The 23,257-nt window shown below is 54.5% G+C and carries 20 protein-coding genes and 2 tRNA genes; 13 read left to right on the forward strand and 9 right to left on the reverse strand.

The annotated features are described in order from the left end of the window. Window positions 1-59: 59 nt before the first annotated feature. Window positions 60-1,541, reverse strand: a complete 1,482-nt coding sequence (locus EX31_RS17375; RefSeq protein ID WP_037035858.1) for a peptide MFS transporter — start codon at window positions 1,539-1,541, stop codon at window positions 60-62. Window positions 1,542-1,936: 395 nt separating this feature from the next. Between EX31_RS17375 and EX31_RS17380 the strand changes: the two genes are divergently transcribed. From EX31_RS17380 to EX31_RS17385, 3 genes are all read left to right on the forward strand, one after another. After that, window positions 1,937-2,026, forward strand: a tRNA-Ser gene (locus EX31_RS17380). Further along, complete coding sequence (locus EX31_RS26075; RefSeq protein WP_156106989.1) at window positions 1,984-2,127, forward strand: hypothetical protein; 144 nt, start codon at window positions 1,984-1,986, stop codon at window positions 2,125-2,127. Before EX31_RS17380 ends, EX31_RS26075 begins: the two co-directional genes overlap by 43 nt. Before the next feature lie 94 nt (window positions 2,128-2,221). Continuing rightward, window positions 2,222-2,311, forward strand: a tRNA-Ser gene (locus EX31_RS17385). Window positions 2,312-2,557: 246 nt separating this feature from the next. Here the strand turns inward: EX31_RS17385 and astE are convergent. From astE to EX31_RS26080, 6 genes are all read right to left on the reverse strand, one after another. Next, window positions 2,558-3,538 carry a succinylglutamate desuccinylase gene (astE, locus tag EX31_RS17390; protein WP_037035859.1) on the reverse strand — a complete coding sequence of 327 codons (981 nt, stop codon included), beginning with the start codon at window positions 3,536-3,538 and terminating at the stop codon, window positions 2,558-2,560. Window positions 3,539-3,558: 20 nt separating this feature from the next. Next, window positions 3,559-4,902, reverse strand: coding sequence for an N-succinylarginine dihydrolase (gene astB / locus EX31_RS17395; protein WP_037035860.1), 1,344 nt, complete (start codon window positions 4,900-4,902; stop codon window positions 3,559-3,561). Window positions 4,903-4,912: 10 nt separating this feature from the next. Further along, window positions 4,913-6,391 carry a succinylglutamate-semialdehyde dehydrogenase gene (gene astD / locus EX31_RS17400; RefSeq protein ID WP_013575007.1) on the reverse strand — a complete coding sequence of 493 codons (1,479 nt, stop codon included), beginning with the start codon at window positions 6,389-6,391 and terminating at the stop codon, window positions 4,913-4,915. Then, a complete protein-coding gene (gene astA, locus EX31_RS17405; protein WP_013575006.1) occupies window positions 6,388-7,461 on the reverse strand; it encodes an arginine N-succinyltransferase in 1,074 nt (357 codons plus the stop codon). The genes astD and astA overlap by 4 nt, the downstream gene beginning before the upstream one ends. A gap of 28 nt (window positions 7,462-7,489) precedes the next feature. Continuing rightward, the gene (locus EX31_RS17410) at window positions 7,490-8,710 is read right to left on the reverse strand and encodes an aspartate aminotransferase family protein (protein WP_015689662.1); all 1,221 of its coding nucleotides are present in this window, start codon (window positions 8,708-8,710) and stop codon (window positions 7,490-7,492) included. 260 nt (window positions 8,711-8,970) lie between these two features. After that, window positions 8,971-9,168, reverse strand: coding sequence for a hypothetical protein (locus EX31_RS26080; protein ID WP_126124174.1), 198 nt, complete (start codon window positions 9,166-9,168; stop codon window positions 8,971-8,973). A gap of 358 nt (window positions 9,169-9,526) precedes the next feature. Between EX31_RS26080 and EX31_RS17415 the strand changes: the two genes are divergently transcribed. The 6 genes from EX31_RS17415 (at window position 9,527) to EX31_RS17440 (ending at window position 16,544) form a co-directional block, all read left to right on the forward strand. Further along, window positions 9,527-10,513, forward strand: coding sequence for an autoinducer 2 ABC transporter substrate-binding protein (locus EX31_RS17415; protein WP_013575004.1), 987 nt, complete (start codon window positions 9,527-9,529; stop codon window positions 10,511-10,513). 280 nt (window positions 10,514-10,793) lie between these two features. Next, the gene (locus tag EX31_RS17420) at window positions 10,794-12,332 is read left to right on the forward strand and encodes a sugar ABC transporter ATP-binding protein (RefSeq protein WP_051931094.1); all 1,539 of its coding nucleotides are present in this window, start codon (window positions 10,794-10,796) and stop codon (window positions 12,330-12,332) included. Further along, complete coding sequence (locus tag EX31_RS17425) at window positions 12,325-13,314, forward strand: ABC transporter permease (RefSeq protein ID WP_013575002.1); 990 nt, start codon at window positions 12,325-12,327, stop codon at window positions 13,312-13,314. Before EX31_RS17420 ends, EX31_RS17425 begins: the two co-directional genes overlap by 8 nt. 1 nt (window position 13,315) lies before the next feature. After that, entirely contained in the window at window positions 13,316-14,269 is a 954-nt protein-coding gene (locus EX31_RS17430; RefSeq protein WP_013575001.1) for an ABC transporter permease, read from the forward strand. Window positions 14,270-14,298: 29 nt separating this feature from the next. After that, window positions 14,299-15,939, forward strand: coding sequence for an FGGY-family carbohydrate kinase (locus EX31_RS17435; RefSeq protein WP_013575000.1), 1,641 nt, complete (start codon window positions 14,299-14,301; stop codon window positions 15,937-15,939). Beyond that, on the forward strand, window positions 15,936-16,544 hold the full coding sequence (locus tag EX31_RS17440; protein WP_013574999.1) for a KpsF/GutQ family sugar-phosphate isomerase: 609 nt from the start codon (window positions 15,936-15,938) through the stop codon (window positions 16,542-16,544). The genes EX31_RS17435 and EX31_RS17440 overlap by 4 nt, the downstream gene beginning before the upstream one ends. A gap of 9 nt (window positions 16,545-16,553) precedes the next feature. Here the strand turns inward: EX31_RS17440 and EX31_RS17445 are convergent, their stop codons facing one another. Next, window positions 16,554-17,987 (reverse strand): aminotransferase-like domain-containing protein, encoded by a 1,434-nt coding sequence (locus EX31_RS17445; protein WP_015689659.1) that lies wholly within the window; start codon window positions 17,985-17,987, stop codon window positions 16,554-16,556. Between the two features lie 367 nt (window positions 17,988-18,354). Here EX31_RS17445 and spy point away from each other — a divergent pair, with 367 nt between their 5' ends. The 4 genes from spy (at window position 18,355) to EX31_RS17465 (ending at window position 22,096) form a co-directional block, all read left to right on the forward strand. Continuing rightward, window positions 18,355-18,864 carry an ATP-independent periplasmic protein-refolding chaperone Spy gene (spy, locus tag EX31_RS17450; protein WP_037035864.1) on the forward strand — a complete coding sequence of 170 codons (510 nt, stop codon included), beginning with the start codon at window positions 18,355-18,357 and terminating at the stop codon, window positions 18,862-18,864. A 286-nt stretch (window positions 18,865-19,150) separates the two neighbouring features. Further along, window positions 19,151-21,217, forward strand: a complete 2,067-nt coding sequence (locus tag EX31_RS17455; RefSeq protein WP_013574996.1) for a carbon starvation CstA family protein — start codon at window positions 19,151-19,153, stop codon at window positions 21,215-21,217. Next, a complete protein-coding gene (locus EX31_RS17460) occupies window positions 21,210-21,515 on the forward strand; it encodes a YbdD/YjiX family protein (RefSeq protein WP_013574995.1) in 306 nt (101 codons plus the stop codon). The genes EX31_RS17455 and EX31_RS17460 overlap by 8 nt, the downstream gene beginning before the upstream one ends. A 245-nt stretch (window positions 21,516-21,760) precedes the next feature. Continuing rightward, the gene (locus EX31_RS17465; protein ID WP_015689658.1) at window positions 21,761-22,096 is read left to right on the forward strand and encodes a phage holin family protein; all 336 of its coding nucleotides are present in this window, start codon (window positions 21,761-21,763) and stop codon (window positions 22,094-22,096) included. Window positions 22,097-22,179: 83 nt separating this feature from the next. Here the strand turns inward: EX31_RS17465 and nac are convergent, their stop codons facing one another. Then, entirely contained in the window at window positions 22,180-23,106 is a 927-nt protein-coding gene (gene nac / locus EX31_RS17470) for a nitrogen assimilation transcriptional regulator NAC (RefSeq protein ID WP_013574993.1), read from the reverse strand. Between the last annotated feature and the right edge of the window lie 151 nt (window positions 23,107-23,257).

Here is a 23,257-nt window from a genome sequence, read left to right on the forward strand (position 1 = left end):
AAAAGAACAAGCCCCGGAATTCGGGGCTTGTGAAGTGAGTGACGGAGACTGCGAATAAATCAGGCGGCAACCGGCTCACGGTGGATCATCCGGCGCAGCAGCGGGATAAGCACCAGCAGCACCACACCCGTGATAACGGAACCCCAGCCCAGCGCATTAAACACCTGACTGTAGCCCGGATTGGTCAGCGCTGGCGTACTGCCCGCGTTCTGCGGCATCAGCCCGGAAATGTAACTGGCCAGCACCGACGCCACGCCGGTGACCATCATCCAGAAGCCCATCATCACACCCTGATAACGCGGCGGTGCCAGCTTGCCGATCATCGCGTAACCGATCGGTGAAATCAGCAGTTCGCCGATGCTTTGCAGCAGATAGCTGAGGGCAATCCATTTAAACGCCACCAGGCCGTCGCCGCCCGCCAGATGAATACCCAACGGCAGCACCAGCATGCCCAGCCCCATACAGAACAGGGATGCGGAGAACTGCGCCGGAATATCGATGTTCCAGCCGCGCTGACGCAGGCGGTTGAACCACAGTGCCATCAGCGGCCCACCGATCACGATAACCACGGTATTTATGTTCTGGATCCACTGCGGTGCCACGCGGATACCATATACATTCAGGTTGATGTTGTTTTCAGAGAACAGCATCAGCCCCATGGGTGCCAGCTGATACAGTGTCCAGAACACTAACGAACCCAGCGCCAGCAGCAGATACGCCTTCATGCGGCGGCGTTCATCCGCATCGCGATGGCGAAAAGTGACCAGCGCCATTAATGCGAAAATCACAATGCCCAGCGCGACCACAAAATAACTGCTGAATTCTGCGTGGGTCAGCAACATGCGGATAACCGGCACCAGTACAATCAGGATGGCAATACCGACCGCCATCCGGCGCAGTAACTGGCTGCGGCTGGCCTCTTTCAGCGGCGTGCTGATATCGGCCAGAATCGACCAGCGGGAAAGTGTCACCACAATCGCCGCGACATTCCCTAACGTGGCGAACAGGAACAGCGCGCGGTAGTTTTCACTGAGCTGGAAATAACCGGCGACCGCAAAACCTATAAAGAAGCCCAGGTTCATCCCGGCATAATTCCACAGGAAAGCCGATTCACGGCGGTCATCGTCCGGTGCAAAACGCTGGGTCAGCATCATATTCAGACAGGTCACATTCAGTCCGCTGCCGGTCAGGAACATGGCTAATCCCCAGTACAACCCGGTCACACCTTCCAGCGCAATCAGCGCACAGCCAAAGACCTGCAACACCATGCCGAGCACGAACAGATTACGGTTGCTGAGATAACGCCCGCCAAGGTAGCCGCCGAACATATGCAGCCCGTAGTTGAATGCGCCGAACACGCCCATGATGGCGTTGGCGTTATCTTCACTGAAACCGAGTTTTTTGGTGGCGTACAGGACCAGCGTGGAATACAGCACCGCAAAGCCGAGCGTTGCGAATGTCTGAACGAAGAATAATGTGCCCGCTCCGGCAGGAATTGCCGTCCGGTGTTGCGACGCGGTCGCGTTATTTGACTGACTCAAGAATAACCCCTGCCCTTATGTGATAAATAACCCTGCTTCAAAGGATGACTTGTACAGTTCTTATGCGAAGCATTTTTTCAGAGTGCATTGTTATACCGCTACCATGAATGATTACCACAACATATCTTGCTATTTAGCCGTAACAAAAAGTGTTTGCGGGATAATTGTGCTTTCATGCAAAAATTCTACTTATTTATGCATTCTGATAAGCAATTTTAATCACGCCCTGCAACCAGATACCGGCTGTTCATCCTTAACGCATTTTTTGCTCTTTAAATCATCAGATTGCTCTAAGTTTGTCTAAACGGCATGGAACCTGCAAAAGAGTGTTGACGGTGAGGCGACTTTTCCCTACATTAGCGCCGGTCAGCAGCACTGCGGTGCAGCCGGCGACTGGAGAGGTGTCTGAGTGGCTGAAGGAGCACGCCTGGAAAGTGTGTATATGAGCAATCGTATCGAGGGTTCGAACCCCTCTCTCTCCACCACATTAAACAAAAAAGGTTCTGATGAAAATCAGAGCCTTTTTTGTTTTTGGACGCTTTCAAAATCCGCCAGCCACGGCATTCTCCCGGCGAACAGACTCTGAGCGCCTGACACAAAACGCTGAAAATTTTCTTGACCCTTCGCGGCGGTCTCCCTATAGTAGCGCCCCGTTGCAACGCGCGCGCTGTAACGAACACGGTGAGGTGTCTGAGTGGCTGAAGGAGCACGCCTGGAAAGTGTGTATACGAGAAATCGTATCGAGGGTTCGAACCCCTCTCTCACCGCCAAATTAAAGAAAAAGGGTCCTGATGAAAATCAGGACCCTTTTTCTTTTGGTGCAACGCATCCCGATAAAGGGAATGAGTTGTGGCTGAGATGCCATTAATACCCCACCCCGACCCTCCCCTTCGCAGGGGAGGGAGCTGATCGCGTTCTACTCTGCGCGCACCGTAAGCGGGTTTTTGCCCTGCTCCTCCCCCTGCGAAGGGGGAGGTTGGGAGGGGGTTTTGCAGCTACTGCGGTGCTTTTACTCATCAGATTTTCATCAGCATCAGCCCTGCCCTTAACCCCAGCGCCACATTCGGATTCGGGAATAACACGACTTCTTCCTCTGCTTCAACCTTGTAGGTTTTACCGCTTTCTTTAGCAATGACAAAACCCTGCCTGAACGCCGTAAAATTCAGGGCATCTGCCGGGACAAATAACTCGAAATCTTCCTGTGACCGGATCACATCCTGCACCACACGGTAATGCACCAGCGGTGCGGCGGCGTCACGGGCAGGCATCGGTTCGCCACTCACCAGCGTTTGCAGCGCGCGGCGGATACCGGTGAACTGCGCGTGATCGTTACTGCCGAACGGCAGCGCTTTGCCCAGTTCCAGCGTGCAACTGTCGGCCTGAAAAACGTCGCTGCTGAAATGCGTAAAAGTACCGCCCGGCGATCGGTGATGCACCAGCGCATCCAGCCCGGCGGCGTTGAGCCAGGCGAGCATCGCTTCGCTTTTCGGACGACTTTGTAAAGGCAGCAGCCCGAAGCGCACGTGTTTTGATCCGCGGATCGCCGTGTGCAAATCATAGTGGAATCGCTGCGTGGTTCCCGCCGCCGTGGCACTGCGGTAAAACAACGCCATCACCTGTTCGAGTTCCTGTGCCCGGCGGGTTTCATCATTCGGTGTATAACGCGCATGACGCCCGCCGAACATGCGGTTCATGTCAGCCTCCACAAACCGCTTATTGACACGCATTGACGGCGGATTGCCCAGTAACACCAGCAGCCGGACCCGCAACAGCCTTTCGCCAGACAGCAGCTCGCTGACCAGTTGATTGAGCAGTTCAACCGGCGCAGTTTCATTACCGTGAATACCGGCGGAAATCACCACCGCCGCCTCGCAGGGCTGCCGCGGTGAAAGCTCGAGAATGCCTTCACCACGCCATTGCCAGTCCAGCGTTTCGGTTTGTCCGGCAGGTTCTTTCACCGCATCACCGGCAAGCGTCGTCGCCAGTAAATCAAACATACTTTCACTCCTGTGATGGCTCAGCGCTGGAACGGATAAATCGCACCCAGCCCGAGAATATTGGTCAGTGCGTCGAGCGCAGTACGCACTTCGGTCAGAAGCTGTGGATCGGCCAGATCTTTGGCCTGCATCCGGTCACGATAATGCGTGTCCACCCAGGTATTGAGCCGCGTGAACTGACTGTCACTCATCAGCGAAGCCACATTGATTGCATTAAGTTCGTTGCGGTTGAGCGCGACACGCAGGCGTAAACACGCCGGGCCACCGCCGTTGCGCATGCTTTCACGCAGATCAAACACTTCAATCTGATCAACCGGGCCACCGCTGTCTTTCAGTGCTGAAAGATACGCCCAGACGCCGGTGTGCTGGCGGGACTCTTCCGGCACCACCAGCATCATTTTGCCGTCGGATTTGGTCAGAAGCTGGCTGTTAAACAGATACGTCGCGACCGCATCGTCGAGAGACACTTTTGACCGCGGCACTTCAATCGGGTGGAAATCCAGCTCAAGCGCCGCCATTTTGCGACGAATTTCCTCCAGCGCTTTGCCTGAATTCACAAACGCCTGCTCGTGATGGAAAAGCACGTTGCCGTTGCTGACAGAAATGACGTCGTTATGAAAAACGCCGCTGTCGATGGCTTGCGGATTTTGCTGAATAAACACCGTGCGTTTTTCATCAAGCTGATGCAAACGCGCTACGGCATCACTGGCTAAACGGGTCTGACGTGCCGGATAACGCACCGGTTCGTTGTCGCCGGTCGCCAGCCCGTCGCGTCCGTAAACAAACACCTGTACGCCGGGTTTATCGTACTCACCGCATAACCGGTTATGATTCGCCGCGCCCTCATCCCCCAGCGCCGCCACCTGTGGCAGCGCATCGTGATGGGCAAAATATTTATCGGCATGGAAGGTCGCGCGTAAAATGGCAGACGTGGTTTCTGCCTCAATGGCCCGGTGAAATTTATTATTCAGGTTGGCAACTGTGAAATGCACACGCCCGTCTGCACTGTCTGCCGAAGGCGACACCGTGGCCGCATTCGCCACCCACATGGAAGACGCCGAACTCAGTGACGACAGCAAACGCGGCGAATAAGCCTGCGCTTTAGTCAGCACTTCGCGATCGCTGCCACCAAAACCCATTTTGCGCAATGTGCTCAGATGCGGACGTTCATGCGGCGGCAAAATCCCCTGCGCAAAACCGAGATCGGCCAGCGATTTCATTTTCAGCAAGCCCTGTTTTGCCGCCAGACGCGGGTTCGCCACCGCATTCTGGTTTTTAGTCGAGGCTTCATTGCCAAACGACAGCCCCGCGTAATGGTGCGTCGGCCCGACTAAGCCGTCAAAATTTGCTTCACATCCAGACATTGCTGTCTCCTCAGGTTGTACGGAAATCAATACCAGGCGACAGCGTCGCAGGGAGTTCCAGCTTGTCTGTTTCCAGCGAGGCCATCGGCCAGGCACAATAATCCGCCGCATAATAAGCACTTGGACGGTGATTGCCTGAAGCACCGATGCCACCAAAAGGCGCGTTGCTCGATGCACCGGTCAGCGGTTTGTTCCAGTTCACAATGCCCGCCCTTGCTTCCAATAATAGCTGCTCAAACTGAGAGCGCTCAGCAGAGATAAGCCCGGTGGCCAGCCCGAAACGGGTCTGATTGGCGAGGGCGACGGCATTATCGAAATCGCTGTAACGGTAAATGCTCAGCAACGGGCCGAAGTATTCTTCATCGGGAATGCCCGCCACACCGGTCAGATCGATAATCCCCGGCGTCAGCAGGGTATTGAGCGGATCCGGGCGCGTCAGCAACAGCAGAGGTTTACCGCCCAGCGCCAGCAGTTCGTCCTGTGCTTTGAGCATATTGCGTGCCGCCACGTCAGAAATCACACCGCCCATAAACGGCTGCGGATCATCGTTCCAGCCGCCCACGCGCAGTTGCATGGTGACATCGAGCAAACGCGCGATAAATGCATCACCTGCCGCGCCCTCTTTCACCAGCAGACGGCGCGCACAGGTACAACGCTGTCCGGCAGAAATAAACGCCGACTGAATAGTCAGATTAACCGCTGCATCAATATCTTCTACCGGCTCGACAATCAGCGCGTTGTTGCCGCCCATTTCCAGCGCCAGAATTTTTTCAGGCTGACCGGCGAGCTGGCGGTGCAACTGATAGCCGGTGCCCGCGCTGCCGGTAAACAGCAACCCGTCGATATTGCCGCAGGCCGCCAGCGCCTCACCGGTGCTGCGACCGCCTTGTACCAGATTCAGTACGCCTTCCGGCAGCCCGGCCTGTTGCCACAATTTCACCGTTTCCTCGGCAGTTTTGGGCGTCAGTTCGCTCGGTTTAAACACCAGCGTGTTGCCCGCCAGCAAGGCCGGAACGATATGGCCGTTCGGCAGATGTCCGGGGAAATTATACGGACCAAAAACCGCCAGCACGCCATGCGGCCGGTGGCGCAGCACGGCTTCACCGTCGGGCATGGCGGTGTGTTTCTCGCCAGTGCGTTGCTGGTTGGCTTCCAGTGAAATCGACACTTTGCCGATCATCGCCTGAATCTCGGTCAGCGTTTCCCAGCGCGGTTTGCTGGTTTCCAGACTGATAATTTCCGCCAGCCGTGCTTTATGTTCCGTCAGCAAATCCGCAAAACGTTGAATCACTTCGGCGCGTTCGGCAACGGTTTTACGTGCCCAGGCGGGAAATGCCGTGCGGGCGGCTGTACAGGCAGCATCGACATCTTCCGCATTGGCGCTCAGTGCCGACCACAACAATGTATTATCTGCCGGATTGGTTTTGTTCAGTTGCGCGCCTTGTCCGCTGCGCCACTGGCCCTGAATAAAAAGTGCAGGTTGCATCATGCGAGACTTTCCTTTTTGAGAATAGGGGTTGCAGGAGCCGGTTTATCGCCGGGGAAAAGCGCCACCGCGCGCAGGGTATCGCCCTCGCGCAGGCCAAGCATGTCAGCCTCGCGGGAATTAAGCGTCAGCGAATCTGCTGAATCTCCGCCCGGCACCAGCAGGGCGCGGAAATGCTGATATTGCTCGTTGGCCACCAGGTACAGCGGCTCATCACGACCGCTGCGGTGTTCCGCCAGCCGCACCGGTAACAGACGGCTTTCTTTGACGGCGCGTAACTGATCGATTTCACCTTCGAGCGTCGGACCGGCATCGAAGATATCCACATAACCTTCGTAACGCAGCCCTTCACCTTCAAGTACGGCACGCGCCGGGGCGGTTTGCGGATGTACTTCGCCGATCACTTCACGGGCCTCATGGCTGAGCAATTCGGTATATAAAGGATGCTTTGGCATCAGTTCGGCAATAAAGGATTTCTGTCCCATGCCGGTCAGACGGTCAGCTTCGGCGAATTCCATACCAAAAAAATGACGCCCGACACTGTCCCAGAACGGGGAATGGCCGCTGTCGTCAGACATGCCGCGCATCTCCGCAATTACCTTGCGGGAGAAATACTCACGAAATGCCGCCAGAAACAGGAAACGGACCTTCGACAACAGTTGCCCGTTTTTGCCGTGACGGCAGTCCGGATCGAGGAACAGCGTGCAAAGTTCGGTATAACCGGTGTGATCGTTACTCAGAAACAGCGTCGGCACCGGCTTATAAATATTCAGGCTTTTGGAGGCGTGCACCAGCGTGCCGAGGCGGAAGTTGTACCACGGCTCACTCAGCCCGACCGCCACTTCAATAGCGCTGACGCCGACAACTTTTTGCTGTTCGGTGTCTTCGAGCACGAACAGATAGCCCTGTTCGCCTTTTTCCAGGCGACCTTCCCAGGTCGCCACTGAGCGCTCAATGCGCCCGCGTAAATGCGCTTCATCCTTGGGCAAAGACGTTAAACCGATGCCGGTTTTGCCTGACAACTGCAGGATATCGGCGAGATCGCCGGGCCGCACAGGTCGAATCAACATCATGATGCTCTACCTCATTTATCCCAAAGAATCACACGCACAGGCGCGCGACAGCCCGCTCAAGGCGGTTCAGCCCTTCTTCAATATCCGCGCCCGGAATAATCAGTGATGGCGCAAAGCGCAGCACGTTTGGCCCGGCAATCAGGGCGATCAGTCCTTCTTCTGCCGCCAGTGTGTTCAGCTGTTTGGCCTGATCTTTATACCGTTCGCTCATCACAGCGCCGATCAGCAGCCCCTGCCCGCGCACTTCGCTGAACACCTTATAACGGTCATTGATGCGTTTCAGGCCATCGGCAAACCACTGATGACGCTTTTGCACACCGGACAACACCTCCGGCGTGTTAATCAGCTCAAAGACCTTGCCCGCCACCGCCGTCGCCAGCGGGTTACCGCCGTAAGTGGTACCGTGTGTGCCCGGCTGGAATAACGCAGCATAGCGGTCAGTGGTCAGCATCGCGCCAATCGGGAAACCGCCGCCCAGCGCTTTGGCGCTGGTCAGAATGTCCGGCACCACGCCGTAATGCTGATACGCATACAGCTCGCCGGTACGCCCGACGCCGGTCTGTACTTCATCGAAAATCAACACAGCCTGATGTTTGTCACACAGTTCGCGCAGACCTTGCAGGAATCCGGCCTCTGCCGGCACCACACCGCCTTCGCCCTGGATCGGTTCGACAATCACGGCACAGGTGCGGGAAGAAATCTGGCTGGCAACGGCGGCCAGATCGTTAAACGGCAGATGGGTAATCGCCTGCGGTAAAGGCGCGAAATCTTCTGAATATTTCGGCTGACCGCCGGTCGTCACCGTAAACAGCGTGCGGCCGTGGAACGCGTTTTTGAAGGCGATGATTTCATTCTTTTCGCCGCCGGATTTATTACCGTACAACCTGGCCAGTTTCAGCGCCGCTTCGTTGGCTTCCGCGCCGGAGTTACAGAAAAACACTTTGTCCGCAAAGGTGGCGTCGATCAGTTGCTTCGCCAGACGCAGCACCGGTTCGTTGGTGTAACCGTTGCCCAGATGCCAGACTTTATCCGCCTGTTCATGCAGGGTTTTACGAATTTCCGGATGCGCATGTCCCAGCGCATTCACGGCAATCCCGCCTGCGAAATCGACATAATCTTTACCCGTCTGATCCCACAGCCAGGATCCTTCGCCACGCACAGGAATAAACGCCGCCGGGGCATAAACCGGCACCATCCAGTCATCAAAGTTCTGGCGGCTGACGTTTTGTGGTTGCTGTTGGTGTTCCATATAAACCTCTTTTTCGCTGATTTCAGGGTGCACACCCCCGTCCCCCATACAGACAGGAAGTGCACCGGGTTCCGATGTTTTTGCACATTTAGCGGGCAATCGCGCTGGCGAGAAATGGCAGTTACTAATTTGTTATTTAAAAGTTAACAAATGATTTCACTCAGTCTCATCATAGATTGCAGTCTTCATGCCAGCAAAGGAAAAAAGTGAATAAAAAAAATGACATCGAGAAAAAACAACCACTTAATATCGCCTGTTATTCACTTTAATTGCATAAAAAATGAATAAAAGAAAAAATCCCCTTTTGCAGCAACGAGGGCACAAGAATGAGTATGCAGGGAAATATTTTGATTTCGGGTGGAATGTTTTATGCAGGATTGTGATCCGGCGCGGATCACCCGCGCTTCAATGCAGAGCAATGCCAGATAAAGGTGCAACAGCGCACGATTTTGGCGCACCCGCGTCCCGTGACGCTGCTCACAGTCTGTGCAAATAAAAAAAACCACGCGGTCTTTCTTTCAGAAAAAAGACCGTTATTACTTTCTAATGTTTCTTAATTGTTAAATATTAGGTATTTTTTTGTTTAATTGTTATCGGTAACATTTATAAAATCCCAGGTTATGATGGTTTTTATGTTTTTAATTAACTTAATTTTTACACATAAAACCACTTAATTTAACATTTTAGGGCTTTGATCACATTCCGTTCACGACCACGCGAAAACAGCTTTCCCCTTAAGTTAATCTCTGAATGTGGAATAAATAACCACCACCCGTTCCCTACACCAAAACAGAACCTCATAAGAAAGGTACAGACATGAAATTTAACCTCGCATTAGTCAGTGCATGTGTGGTTTCAGCATGCATGTTATTCACAACACCGTCGTTCGCCGCCAAACCCTATGACATTGCCGTCGTCGCTAAAGTCACCGGTATTCCCTGGTTCACCCGCATGGAAGTCGGCGTAAAAGAAGCCGCGCAGAAACTGGATGTCAACGCCTATCAGGTAGGCGCATCCACGCCGGATCCGGCACAGCAGGTCAAAGTGATTGAAGATTTGATCGCCAAAAAAGTCGACGCCATTATCGTGGTACCGAACGACGCCAAAGTGCTGGAGCCGGTGCTGAAAAAAGCCCGTGATCAGGGCATCGTGGTGTTAACACATGAATCTCCCGATCAGCAGATTGGTCAGTGGGATATCGAAACCATCGACAGCCAGAAATATGCCGAAGCCAATATGGACGAGCTGGCGAAAGATATGGGCGGCAAAGGCGGTTATGCGATTTATGTCGGTTCCCTGACCGTGCCATTGCATAACGCGTGGGCTGATGCCGCCATTAAATATCAGAAAGAAAAATACCCGGACATGCATGAAGTCACTTCACGCCTGCCGGTCGCAGAAAACATCGATAAGTCTTACTCCACGACGCTCGATTTAATGAAAACCTACCCTGACCTGAAAGGGATTATCGGTTTCGGTTCGCTCGGCCCGATCGGTGCCGGTCAGGCCGTTCAGCAGAAACGTGCGAAAAATAAAATTGCCGTTGTCGGTATCGCTATGCCAGCTCAGGCCGCGCCTTATCTGATGCGTGGCGATATTAAGAAAGTGCTGTTGTGGGATCCGAAAGATGCCGGTTACGCCTTAGTCACCGTTGCTGACCAGATGTTGCAGGGTAAAGAAGTGACTAAAGATCTGAGCATTGACGGGCTGGGCAAAGCTGATGTGGATATGGATAAGCATGTGATCCGCTTTAATAAAATTCTGGAAGTCACACCAGAGAATGCGAAATCACTTGGCTTCTGATTTAACTTTTTAATGCTTTTATTTACCGGATATTTACCGGAGATAAATTTATCTCCAGCGCCACACCAGGCAAATAGAAACAGATACGGCGTCGTATGCTGTGCCGTATCTGAATTTCTAATCAGACATTGAAAACTTATACCCTAAATAATTCGAGTTGTGGGAAGGCGGCAAATGAGTGAATCCCGATGAGCTTACATAAGTAAGTGATTCGGGTGAGCGAGTGCAGCCAACGCATCCACAGCGCGAAGTATGAAGGGTATGTTGTAAGGATAATGTGATGAATACTCTCACTCCGTCGTCCAGTTCGCGCACGTCCCCTGCCCCTGCTGAGGCCTTTATCAGCCTCGAAAAAATCAGTAAAAAATTCCCCGGCGTATTAGCGCTGGATAATGTCAGCCTGACGCTGAATAAAGGCGAAGTGCATTGCCTCGCGGGTCAGAATGGCTGCGGCAAGAGCACCATTATTAAAGTCATTTCCGGGGTCTATCAGCCGGAAAAAGGGGCGGCAATTACCCTCGACGGGAAATTATTTCATACCCTGACGCCACAACTTTCTTCTTATTACGGCATTCAGGTTATTTATCAGGATTTATCTTTATTCCCGAATTTATCGGTGGCTGAAAATATCGCTATTCACCGTTATTTACCGGGCGGCGATTTCTGGGTACATCGCGAGGCAATGCGCAAAAAAGCGGTCGCGGCGATGCAACGCGTCGGCGTCTCTCTGGACCCGGATCGTAAAGTCGAAAAACTGTCGATCGCAGACCGTCAGTTAGTGGCAATATGCCGCGCAATCGCCGCTGACGCCAGTCTGGTTATCATGGATGAACCAACCGCCTCACTGACCCGCACCGAAGTAAACGGTCTGCTGCGGGTGGTGAATGAGCTGAAAGCCGCCGGTATTTGCGTGGTGTTTGTCAGCCACCGTCTTGATGAAGTGATGGAAGTCGCTGACCGTATCAGCGTAATGCGTGACGGCAAACTGGTCGGCACCTATCCGGCCAGCGAACTCGACAGCAATGAGCTGGCCTTCCTGATGACCGGACAGCGTTTTACCTACAGTCATCTGCCGCACCGTGCGCCCGCAGACGTGACGCCGCTGCTGGAAGTCCGCCGCCTGAGCCGCAAAGGTCAGTATCAGGATATTTCGCTGTCGCTGCGTCAGGGCGAGATCACCTCGATTATCGGTCTGCTCGGTTCAGGGCGAACGGAGCTGTGTCTGAGCCTGTTTGGCATGAGCCAGCCGGACAGCGGGGAAATCCGCGTTAACGGCAATGCGGTGAAATTCCACAGCAACCGCGACGCCATCCGCCACGGTATTGCTTATGTGTCGGAAGACCGTCTGACACAAGGGTTGATCATGGAGCAATCCATTTACGACAACACGCTGGTGTCGATTTTCGACAAGTTGCACACCCGCGCAGGGCTGATGGATCACCGCAAAGCAGCGTCAGTGGTGAAAGACCTGATCCGTGATCTGAACATTAAAGTGTCGGACAGCGGCCTGCCGGTGAAAACCCTGTCCGGCGGCAACGCGCAGCGTATCGCTATCGCTAAATGGGTGGCGACGCAACCGCATATCCTGATCCTCGACTCCCCCACGGTGGGCGTCGATATCGCCAACAAAGAAGGGATTTATCGCATCGCACGTGATCTGGCGGAGTCCGGCATGGCGGTGCTGATGATTTGCGATGAAATCCCGGAAGCTTATTACAACAGTCACCGCGTGCTGGTGATGCGCAAAGGCGAACTGGTGGCGGAATTCGCCCCACACCAGAGCAGCGAAGCGCAAATTGCGGAGGCGATCAATGGATAATAAATCTCTCTCGAAACTGTTTTCTCAGCACGAATTCTGGCTGGGATTACTGGTTCTGCTGCTGGTGATTGGCCTGAGTGTCAGCACCAGTGAATTTATGACGCTCGGCAACCTGACCGATGTCGCCACCAGTTACGCCATTCTCGGTATTCTGGCCTGTGGCCTGTTTGTGGTGCTGATCGCCGGTGGCATCGACATCTCCTTCCCGGCCGTCACCTCCATCGGTCAGTACGTGATGGCGAGTTACATCATTCATCATGGCGGCAGCTTTCCGCTGGCGTTTGCCATGTCGATGGGTACCGGTTTGTTACTCGGGCTGGTGAACGGTTTTCTGGTTTACTGGCTGCGCGTTCCGGCCATTATTATCACCATCGCCACGCTGAACCTGTTCTACGGTTTGCTGGTGTATCTGACCAACGGCACCTGGCTGTACGGTTTCCCTGACTGGTTTATGAACGGCATTAACTGGTTCTCCTTTACCGCTGCCGACGGCTATGACTATGGCCTGACGCTGCCGCTGCTCAGCCTGCTGGGCGTGATTATCGCCACCGGCGTGCTGATGAACCGCACCCGCGTAGGGCGTCAGATTTACGCGATGGGCAGCAACCGTGACGCCGCGTCGCGTCTCGGTCTGAACATCCTGCGGCTACATTTTTACGTCTACGGTTTTATGGGATTGCTGGCGGGTATCGCCGCCGTGGTGCAGGCACAAATTACGCAGTCGGTGGCACCTAACTCACTGCTCGGTTATGAGCTGACGGTACTGGCGGCGGTGGTCTTAGGCGGCACCAGCATGACCGGCGGACGCGGCTCGCTCACCGGCACCATTCTCGGTGTGATGCTGCTGGCCTTCCTGCAAAACGGTCTGACACTGCTGAGTATTTCGTCTTACTGGCATCAGGTTTTCAGCGGCGTGATCATTCTGGTCAGCATCAGCAGCACCGCGTGGAATGAAAAACGCAAACTGGCAAAGGGGATGTGACATGACAACCTTAAACCGATTCTTCCCCGGCGACCGCATCATCCGTTTGCAGTTGCTGATCATCGTCGCCGTTGCCGTGTTGTTCTCATTCACGCTGGGCGGCAGTTTCTACAGCGTCGGTAATTTCCAGTCGATCTCTTCGCAGTTGCCGATTCTGGGCATGCTGGCGCTGGGGATGGGCATCACCATGCTCACCGGCGGTATCAACCTTTCAGTCATTGCCGGTGCCAATGCCTGTTCGCTGGTCATGGCGGCCATTCTGGTGGCACATCCGGATCAGCCGCAATATTTCGTGCTGGCGATGCTCGCTGGTCTGGCTGTCGCGGTTGTCATTGGCGTACTTAACGGCGCGCTGATTGCGTATATCGGTGTCTCGCCGATTCTGGCAACGCTTGGCACCATGACACTTATCGCCGGGCTGAATATTCTGCTGACCAACGGCGCGGTGATTTCCGGCTTCCCGGCGGCGATTCAGTATCTGAGCAATGGCAGTCTGCTGGGCATTCCCGTCGCCCTGCTGCTTTTCCTGCTGGTGGCGCTGTTGTTGTGGGTTTTACTCGAACACACCACGCTTGGCCGCAGTTTGTATCTGATGGGTTCCAACGAACAGGCCACGCGCTTCAGTGGCGTCAATACGCACAAAGTGACCATCGCGGTGTATGTGCTTTCCGCCCTGCTCGGCTGGGGCGCGGCACTGCTGATGATGTCCAAATTTAACTCGGCAAAAGCAGGCTACGGTGACTCGTATTTGCTGGTAACCATTCTGGCCTCCGTGCTCGGCGGAATTAACCCCGACGGCGGCTTCGGGCGGGTCATCGGACTGGTACTAGCGCTGATCGTGCTGCAAATGCTGGAAAGCGGCCTGAACCTGATGGGCGTCAGCAGTTACCTGACAATGGCTCTGTGGGGCGGCGTCCTGATCCTGTTTATCGCTCTGCAAAACAGAAAATCTTAAGCGAAAGCTTTTTACCGAAGGGAAAGAACATGGCGAGTTATTTTATTGGAGTAGACGTAGGAACCGGCAGCGCCCGCGCGGGCGTCTTCGACATGACCGGCCGCATGGTCGGCCAGGCCAGCCGTGAGATTACGTTGTACCGCCCGAAAGCCGATTTCGTTGAGCAATCTTCTGATGAGATCTGGCAGTCCGTTTGCAATGCCGTGAAAGACGCGGTCAATCAGGCGGACATCAACCCGATTCAGGTGAAAGGTATCGGTTTCGACGCCACCTGTTCGCTGGTGGTGCTGGATAAAGAAGGCAAGCCGCTGACCGTCAGCCCGTCCGGGCGCAGCGAGCAAAACATTATTGTCTGGATGGATCACCGCGCCATTACTCAGGCTGAGCGCATCAACGCCACCGGCCACCGCGTGCTGGAATTCGTCGGCGGGATTATTTCGCCGGAAATGCAGACGCCAAAATTGCTGTGGCTGAAACAGCATATGCCCACCACCTGGAACAACGTCGGCCACCTGTTCGACCTGCCGGATTTTCTGACCTGGCGCGCCACACAGGACACCACCCGTTCGCTGTGTTCTACCGTCTGTAAATGGACCTATATCGGCCATGAAGACCGCTGGGATCCCAGCTATTTCCGTCAGATCGGGCTGGAAGATTTGCTGGAAAACAACGCGGCGAAAATTGGCAGTGAAGTGAAAACCATGGGGGAACCGCTCGGACACGGTCTGACCCAGCGCGCCGCCGCAGAAATGGGGCTGATGGCTGGCACGGCAGTCAGCGTTTCCATTATCGATGCCCACGCGGGCAGCCTCGGTATTCTCGGTGCCAGCGGCGCCTCCGGTGAATCGGCCGATTTCGACAACCGCATCGCGCTGATTGGTGGCACGTCCACGGCACATATGGCGATGTCCCGCAGCGCGCGTTATATCGGCGGTATCTGGGGGCCATACTATTCGGCCATTCTGCCAGATTACTGGCTGAACGAAGGTGGACAATCCACTACCGGGGCGCTGATTGACCATGTGATTCAGTCGCATCCGTGTTATCAGGATTTACTGAAACAGGGCAAAGACAGCGGCAAAACCATCTATGAAGTGCTCAACGGCATTTTGCGAAAAATGGCCGGTGAACCGGAGAATATTGCCTTCCTGACCAAAGACATTCATATGCTGCCCTATTTCCACGGCAACCGTTCACCGCGCGCTAACCCGACGCTGACCGGTACGCTGACCGGCCTGAAACTCTCGCGTACGCCGGAAGACATGGCGCTGCATTATCTGGCCACCATTCAGGCGCTGGCGCTGGGCACCCGCCACATTATCGAGACCATGAATCAGAGCGGATATCGCATTGATACCATGATGGCAAGCGGCGGCGGCACCAAAAACCCGGTGTTTGTGCAGGAGCATTCCAACGCCACAGGCTGCGCGATGTTATTGCCGGAAGAAAGCGAAGCGATGCTGCTCGGCAGTGCCATGATGGGCACCGTCGCGGCGGGCGCCTACGACTCTTTGCCAGAAGCGATGGCCGCCATGAGTCGCATCGGCAAAACCGTGACGCCGCAAACCAACAAAATTAAAGAGTATTACGACCGTAAATACCGCGTATTTCATGAGATGTACCACGACAGCATGAAATACCGCCGCCTGATGCAGGGGGAAACCCAATGAATGCGGATGAAGAATTTACCCTGGCGTGTCAGGGCTGGCAGACCTACAGTCAGGAATTACTGGCGTTACAGCATCATCTCGATGCTGATATATGGCAGCAGTTACTGACGCTGGTCACCGGCTGCACGGGCAAAATTGCCGTCACCGGCGTCGGCACGTCGGGCATTGCCGCGCGGAAAATAGCCCACATGCTGGCGTGCGTCGAGCAACCGGCGGTGTATCTGAGCGCCACCGATGCCGCCCACGGTGACCTGGGATTTATGCGCAGCAACGACCTGATGATCCTGATTTCCCGTGGCGGCAATTCTGAAGAGCTGACGCGCCTGTTACCGACGCTGAAAGCCAAAGGTGTGGCAATCATCAGTGTGACGGAGAATCTGGATTCGGCGATTGCCCGCGCCGCCACGCTGGTGGTGAAAACGCATATCCGGCGGGAAATCGACCCGCTCAATATGCTGGCCACCACGTCTGTCGTGCTGGTGCTGGCGGTGTTCGATGCATTGTGCGGCAATATCATGCTGCGCAACGGTTTCGATCAGCAAAGCCTGCTGAAAGTGCATCCGGGCGGAAATGTGGGCAAGACGCTGCGTGAGCAGGATCTGTGAGCAACATCCTCAACCTTTAATCTCTTCCGCCACCAGCGCCGCCAGAATGGAGATGGCGCGCGCGGTGTGCGGCCCCCATTCGAAAGAGGTATTGATACGGATGCAATGGCTGAAGCGCTTGTCGGCAGAAAACATGGTGCCGGGCGCGACGCTGACGCCTTTTGTCAGCGCGCGCTGATAGACCCGCGCCGCATCCACATTGTCACCCAGATCCAGCCACAGAAAATAGCCGCCTGCAGGTTGCGTCACCGACACCTGCGCCGGAAACTCCGCCAGAATCGCATGACGCATCGCCATCTGCCGTTGTTCGAGTACGCGCCGTAAGCGTCGCAGATGGGTATCGTAACCTCCCTGCTGCGCCCCCTTTTGCAGATAATCGGCTAACGCCAGCTGAACCGGCACGCTGGCCGATAACGTGCTCATCAGTTGCAGGCGCTGAATACGTTCAGCATAAGCCCCCGCCGCCACCCAGCCCACGCGAAAGCCCGGCGCGAGGGATTTCGAAAACGATGAGCAATGCAGAATGTCGCTGCGATAATCTGACGCCTTCAGCGGCACCGTTCGTTCGCTGCCAAAATACAGTTCGCTGTATACGTCGTCCTCGATCAGAGCCACTTTATGTCCCTGCAAAATACTCACCAGCCGTGCTTTTTTCTCCGGCGGCAAACTGCATCCGAGCGGGTTCTGAAAACTCGACATCAGCCAGCAGGCTTTGATCGGATAAAGTTTCAGCGCCTGTTCCAGCGCATCGGGATCCATGCCGTAACGCACGTCAGTCGGAATGGCGATGGCTTTTAATTTGCGCCGTTCAATCGCCTGCAATACGCCGTAAAAAGCCGGCGATTCGATAGCAACCCAGTCACCCGGCTCTGTTACCACCTGCAAACTTAACCCGAGCGACTCCATCGCACCCGACGTAATGACGATTTCATCGGGCGCAACTTCAATACCATTTTGCGCATAGCGCTGTGCAATGCTGCGGCGCAGTTCTTCATTACCCGGTGGCAGATTCGCAATGGCGCTGTGCGGGGACATCCGGCGCACCGCGCTGGCCAGGGAACGCGCCAGACGTGGCTGCGGAAAAAGTGTCGGATCAGGAAACGCGGAACCGAGTGGCACCACGGCGGGATCTTGCCCGGCTTTGAGAATGTCGAAAATGGCGTCATTGACGTCCACCTGCTCTGCAGCATGCAAATACCCGTCGGGAGATGGACGCACCGGCCGCTGTATACCCGCGGCCACGTAATAACCAGACTGCGGACGCGCGACAATCACGCCCTGACTTTCCAGCAACTGATAGGCCTGCAAAACCGTCATCAGACTCAGGCCAGACTGTTTGCAGGTATCACGTAGGGAAGGCAGCCGGTCGCCCGGCAACCAGACCTGCGTATCAATTTGTCTGCGCAACGTACGCGCCAGCGTTTCATAACGGGATTGAGTCATAATTCATCAGCACTGTTATAGGAAGTGTTAATCAAATGATAACTATTATGCCTGATTTTGCGCTTTTCCCCGGAGTAAACTGTTCATCAACAGCAATCAATGTTTACCCGGGAGGTATGGCGGCGAAACATTCGCCATGGTAATGTGTGAATTCATCGCATTACTCAGATTTATCTGAGCTTCCCTTCACACCTGTTCGCGCAACCTTACGCTTTCTAAACACTTTCTCCACGATCGCTGGAAAAGTAACACCACGCCTTTCACTCTTTTACATCCACACCGCATTACTATTCATTGGATTGCGTAGACTTGTTTTCGTCGAAACAAAACGGGCGAATTGCCTGAATCTCCAATGAGGAATTTAATTATGCGTAAACTTACCGCAATGATTGTGGCTTCAACTCTGGCTTTGAGCTCTGCTTCTTTCGCATTTGCTGCTGAAACCGCAGCCACACCGGCCACTGATGCCACGACCGCGACGCACGGCAAAATGCTGCATCATAAAGGACCGCAACATATGAACCCGTTTGCGGCGCTGAACCTGACTGAGCAGCAGAAAACGCAGATGAAAGAAATCATGAAAGACAGCGGCGCGCGCCCTGACCGCGCAGCGATGAAAGCCCAGATGGATCAGATGCACAACCTGGTGGCTTCCGACAGCTTCGATGAAGCCAAGGTGAAATCGCAGATTGATACCATTACCAAAGCACAGTCTGATCGTATGCTCGACCGTGCCCGCGCAGAGAACAAAATGTATAACCTGCTGACACCAGAGCAGAAAAAACAGTTCAATGAGAACTACCAGAACCGCGCGGCCAAAATGGAACAGATGCGTGACCACAAACCGGGTCAGGAAAAACCAGTAACCGCTGAATAATTGACTGACCAGACAGGAAAACCGGCCCCGTGGCCGGTTTTTTTGCTTTTTTACTTACCCGCCACAACTTTATTGTCATCCGACCAGTCTTCTCTGCGCAAAGCGTCAGCCCCATCACAAATTCATCTTTAACTTCATACTTTTCTGTATAAACACATTATTTTTAAACAGTAATTCAACAAAGTCGCAACCGCATTCGGCCATGCGACCCTTACCTCTCTACATCACACTCTCTACATAAAAAGTGGCTGGCTATCACCGGACCACTCATAAGGAGTTGTACATCATGAAAAGCGTCAAGTCCGGGATAACCTGGCTGGTGGTGGCGTTAATCGGGGCTTTTGCCTTTGGAATGCTGGCCCTGAGCCGGGGCGAACATGTTAACGCCCTGTGGCTGGTGGTCGCTGCCGTTGCCTGTTACAGCATTGCCTACCGTTTCTACAGCCTGTTTATCGCAGAAAAAGTCTTCGAACTCGATGACAAACGCATGACACCTGCCGAGCGTCGTAACGACGGGCTGGATTATGTGCCGACCAATAAATGGGTTTTGTTCGGCCACCACTTTGCCGCCATCGCAGGCGCGGGTCCGCTGGTCGGCCCGATACTGGCTGCGCAAATGGGTTTCCTGCCGGGCACGATCTGGATCCTGGTCGGCGTGATGCTCGCCGGTGCGGTGCAAGACTTCCTGATCCTGTTCATCTCCACCCGTCGTGACGGCCGTTCACTGGGCGAAATGGCAAAGCAGGAACTGGGCAGTTTCGCGGGCGTGATCACCATGCTCGGCGCGCTGGGCGTGATGATTATCATTCTTTCCGCGCTGGCGTTAGTGGTCGTCAAAGCGCTGGCCGATAGCCCGTGGGGTCTGTTCACCATTGCCGCGACCATTCCCATTGCCCTGTTTATGGGCATCTATATGCGTTTTCTGCGTCCGGGGAAAATTGCAGAAGTGTCGGTGATTGGCTTCGTGCTGATGATGCTCGCCATCGTGTACGGCGGCAACGTCGCAGCGGATCCTTACTGGGGACCGTTCTTTACCCTGCACGGCACCACGCTGACCTGGGTGCTGGTGATCTATGGGTTTATTGCCTCGGTATTGCCGGTCTGGCTGCTGCTGGCACCGCGCGATTACCTCTCGACGTTCCTGAAAATAGGCGTCATTGTCGGGCTGGCGGTCGGTATCGTCTTTGCTATGCCAGAGATGAAAATGCCAGCGGTTTCGCGCTTTATTGACGGCAGCGGCCCGGTATTCTCCGGCAGCCTGTTCCCGTTCCTGTTTATCACTATCGCCTGCGGGTCGATTTCCGGTTTCCATGCGCTGGTCTCGAGCGGCACAACGCCGAAGCTGATTGAGCGCGAAAGCCATATCCGCTTTATCGGCTACGGCGCGATGCTGATGGAGTCGTTCGTGGCAATCATGGCGCTGATTTGTGCGTCGGTTATCGACCCGGGGGTGTATTTTGCGATGAATTCTCCGGCGGCGCTGATCGGCACCACGGCAGAGAGCGCTTCACAGGTGATTAACGGCTGGGGCTTTGTCATCACGCCAGACATTCTTACGCAAATAGCCAAAGATGTCGGCGAGCAGTCAATCCTTTCCCGTGCCGGTGGCGCACCAACCTTCGCTGTCGGGATGGCACACATCATCACCGATGTGTTTAACAGCCGCGCGATGATGGCCTTCTGGTATCACTTCGCGATCCTGTTCGAAGCCTTATTTATTCTGACCGCAGTGGATGCCGGTACCCGCGCCTGCCGCTTTATGGTGCAGGATCTGGTGGGTGTCGCAGTCCCTTCGCTGGCGAATAACCGTTCGTGGATCGGCACCTTCGCCGGTACCACCGTCGCGGTTGCGGGCTGGGGCTTCTTCGTTTATCAGGGTGTCGTCGATCCGCTGGGCGGCATAAATACTCTGTGGCCACTGTTTGGTATTGGTAATCAGATGCTGGCCTCGATGGCGTTGATTCTGGGCACCGTGGTGCTGTTCAAAATGAAGAAACAGCGCTACGCCTGGGTCACGATTTTGCCGACTATCTGGCTGTTTATCACCTCGATGACTGCGGGCTGGCAGAAGATTTTCCACGAAAAACCGTCAATTGGATTCCTGGCGCAGGCGAAGAAATTCTCTGCCGGGATCGACAGCGGCGAAATCATTAAACCGGCCAAAACGCTGGCGGACATGCAAACCATCGTGCTGAACAATCAGATCAACGCCATCCTGTGTGGATTCTTTATGCTGGTGGCGGTCACCATGCTGATTTCAGCGTTCTTCGTTATCCGTCGCGCGCTGCAATCGAGCACACCGACAGTGCATGAAACGGCTGTCGTACAACGTCGCGAGGCCCGCCATGTCTGATTCAAGAGCATTATTTAAAACCGCGCGCCCTGCGGCGTTACACGTCATCCGCTGTCAGCCGTTGTTCACCGTGCAGCCAAAACCACACAATGTGACCGGCTGGCTGAAACTGGCGATAAAACGCACTGCTCAGAGTTTTCGCCTGATGGTCGGCGTGCAGGATTATCAGAATTATGTCCGGCACATGAAGGTCAGACACCCGGAAATGACGCCGATGACGGAACGCGAATTCCACCGGCGATGCCTTGAAGCGCGGTTCCCGAGCGAAGGCGGGAAAATGGGGAAATGTCCGTGCTGACATCAGAGTAACCCCTCCGGCTCAGTCACGATGTCGTGTTTTACACCTTCCTCTTCGCACAGGGGAAGGTGTCGTCACACCACCTGAAATGCAAAACCTTTTATATTTTTTAATTGCCCGGTGATGTCAGCCTGAAACCTCACAGTGAAATGTGTTGTCTTGTGATTTTAGCCCCCTCGTATCTGGTGATAATTTAGCCGCATTAGTTTTATTGAGAATTCATTTTTACTTCTGAGGGCATCACTATGATCGAGGCAACACATATCCGGGACATCCTCCTGATGGATCACCGTATTGTACTTTGCGTCATTGGAATGGCGGCGTGGGGCGGGATTGTTCGCTATATCATGCTCAGGCAGCAGAAACCCATCCTGGATGAAATCAGGGCATGCCTGTTGCAGATTGTTGTTTCCTGCTTCAGCGGAATGCTGTTGAGTATTTTCGTTCTGTCACGCAACGCCAACGATGACCGGTTACTGGTCATTGCCGGTTTGGGCGGGGTATTTGCCGGGCCACTTCTCACCCTTATCGGTAAGAGAATCGCTGGCTTTGTTGACAACTACAGTCCGGCGTCTAAATAAGCGCATTCACCTCTTCCCCGGCAAAATCTATACGCCGGGGATTTTTTTGCCTTGCTCTGGTTGGCTGAATGTTAACGCCCCGCTTAACTCGCCACTAACATCGGCTCTGCCACCGGAGCCGTCTGTTCGAAAACCAGAGACAGCAGGATCTTCTTCACCGCCATGGCTTCCTGCGATAACGCCAGCGTTTCACAAACACACAGCGAAAGCGGAACCTGAATCGCCGGACTGCTGATGCATGACATCCAGGCTTTAGCCGGACCCGTCATGGTGCGGGCAGCGGATTCAGGCAAAATAGTCGCCCCCAGACCGCTGGCAACGGCGGCAGTCAGCGTGGCGGAAGATTCAATTTCACCAATGATATTGGCACTTAAACGGCGCAACGCCATCGCATCATCCACCAGACGGCGGGTGACATTGTGGGAACGCGGCATGAACAGGTTTAGTTTTGCCACCTCAGCCAGTTCGACATATTTACCCGGATTCGGCACAGAATGCGCGCCGACCAGATACAAATCTTCTTTCATCAGCGGCTGACTGCTCAACCCTGAGGCCACGCTGGTGCCATAAAAGACCGCCATATCCATACGCCCGTTGAGCACTAAATCGCCCAGCGCAGTGCCGAAATTCTCGTTGAGATACAGCAGAATGCCCGGGTGCTGCTTGCGGACAGCCTGTAGCAACGGCAACGCCAGCCCGGAGGCGGCAGTGCCCGGCGCAAGGCCGACAGAAACCTGTCCGCTAAGCGATTGTCCGGCGTTATTCACGGCACTGTGGATTTGGTCGCACTGGCGCAAAATGGCCTGGGCGTGGGAATAAAGAATATTACCTGCTTCGGTAGGAGTGACGCCGCGCTTGGTGCGAATCAGCAATTGTTGCTGCAATTCCCCTTCCAGTGTCGCCAGTTGCTGGCTTAATGCCGGTTGGGCGATATGCAGAACATCAGCGGCCTGTGTCAGGCTGCCAATATCGACGATTTTCACAAAGTATTTCAGACGTCTGAGATTCATCTCTGTCTCCATTTTGCGCGAAAAGGGATAACCCTGGACTGTTGTTATGAAGGTAAGTTATCTACGCAAACGATTAGCGTGACTGATAAAAGCAAGATTTACGCCAATCTCCGGCATGCAGATTAAAAACGCCTGCTTCAGAGGCTAATAC

Origin of the sequence: Rahnella sp. WP5 (genome assembly GCF_000745615.1) — a bacterium.
Lineage (GTDB): Bacteria > Pseudomonadota > Gammaproteobacteria > Enterobacterales > Enterobacteriaceae > Rahnella > Rahnella aceris.

Excerpts from the sequence above, each read along its gene's own strand:
- EX31_RS26075 (WP_156106989.1), top strand. The coding sequence starts at position 1,984 with ATGAGCAATCGTATCGAGGGTTCGAACCCCTCTCTCTCCACCACATTA.
- astE (WP_037035859.1), bottom strand. The coding sequence starts at position 3,538 with ATGTTTGATTTACTGGCGACGACGCTTGCCGGTGATGCGGTGAAAGAA.
- astB (WP_037035860.1), bottom strand. The coding sequence starts at position 4,902 with ATGTCTGGATGTGAAGCAAATTTTGACGGCTTAGTCGGGCCGACGCAC.
- astD (WP_013575007.1), bottom strand. The coding sequence starts at position 6,391 with ATGATGCAACCTGCACTTTTTATTCAGGGCCAGTGGCGCAGCGGACAA.
- astA (WP_013575006.1), bottom strand. The coding sequence starts at position 7,461 with ATGATGTTGATTCGACCTGTGCGGCCCGGCGATCTCGCCGATATCCTG.
- EX31_RS17410 (WP_015689662.1), bottom strand. The coding sequence starts at position 8,710 with ATGGAACACCAACAGCAACCACAAAACGTCAGCCGCCAGAACTTTGAT.
- EX31_RS17415 (WP_013575004.1), top strand. The coding sequence starts at position 9,527 with ATGAAATTTAACCTCGCATTAGTCAGTGCATGTGTGGTTTCAGCATGC.
- EX31_RS17420 (WP_051931094.1), top strand. The coding sequence starts at position 10,794 with ATGAATACTCTCACTCCGTCGTCCAGTTCGCGCACGTCCCCTGCCCCT.
- EX31_RS17425 (WP_013575002.1), top strand. The coding sequence starts at position 12,325 with ATGGATAATAAATCTCTCTCGAAACTGTTTTCTCAGCACGAATTCTGG.
- EX31_RS17430 (WP_013575001.1), top strand. The coding sequence starts at position 13,316 with ATGACAACCTTAAACCGATTCTTCCCCGGCGACCGCATCATCCGTTTG.
- EX31_RS17435 (WP_013575000.1), top strand. The coding sequence starts at position 14,299 with ATGGCGAGTTATTTTATTGGAGTAGACGTAGGAACCGGCAGCGCCCGC.
- EX31_RS17440 (WP_013574999.1), top strand. The coding sequence starts at position 15,936 with ATGAATGCGGATGAAGAATTTACCCTGGCGTGTCAGGGCTGGCAGACC.
- EX31_RS17445 (WP_015689659.1), bottom strand. The coding sequence starts at position 17,987 with ATGACTCAATCCCGTTATGAAACGCTGGCGCGTACGTTGCGCAGACAA.
- spy (WP_037035864.1), top strand. The coding sequence starts at position 18,355 with ATGCGTAAACTTACCGCAATGATTGTGGCTTCAACTCTGGCTTTGAGC.
- EX31_RS17455 (WP_013574996.1), top strand. The coding sequence starts at position 19,151 with ATGAAAAGCGTCAAGTCCGGGATAACCTGGCTGGTGGTGGCGTTAATC.
- EX31_RS17460 (WP_013574995.1), top strand. The coding sequence starts at position 21,210 with ATGTCTGATTCAAGAGCATTATTTAAAACCGCGCGCCCTGCGGCGTTA.
- EX31_RS17465 (WP_015689658.1), top strand. The coding sequence starts at position 21,761 with ATGATCGAGGCAACACATATCCGGGACATCCTCCTGATGGATCACCGT.
- nac (WP_013574993.1), bottom strand. The coding sequence starts at position 23,106 with ATGAATCTCAGACGTCTGAAATACTTTGTGAAAATCGTCGATATTGGC.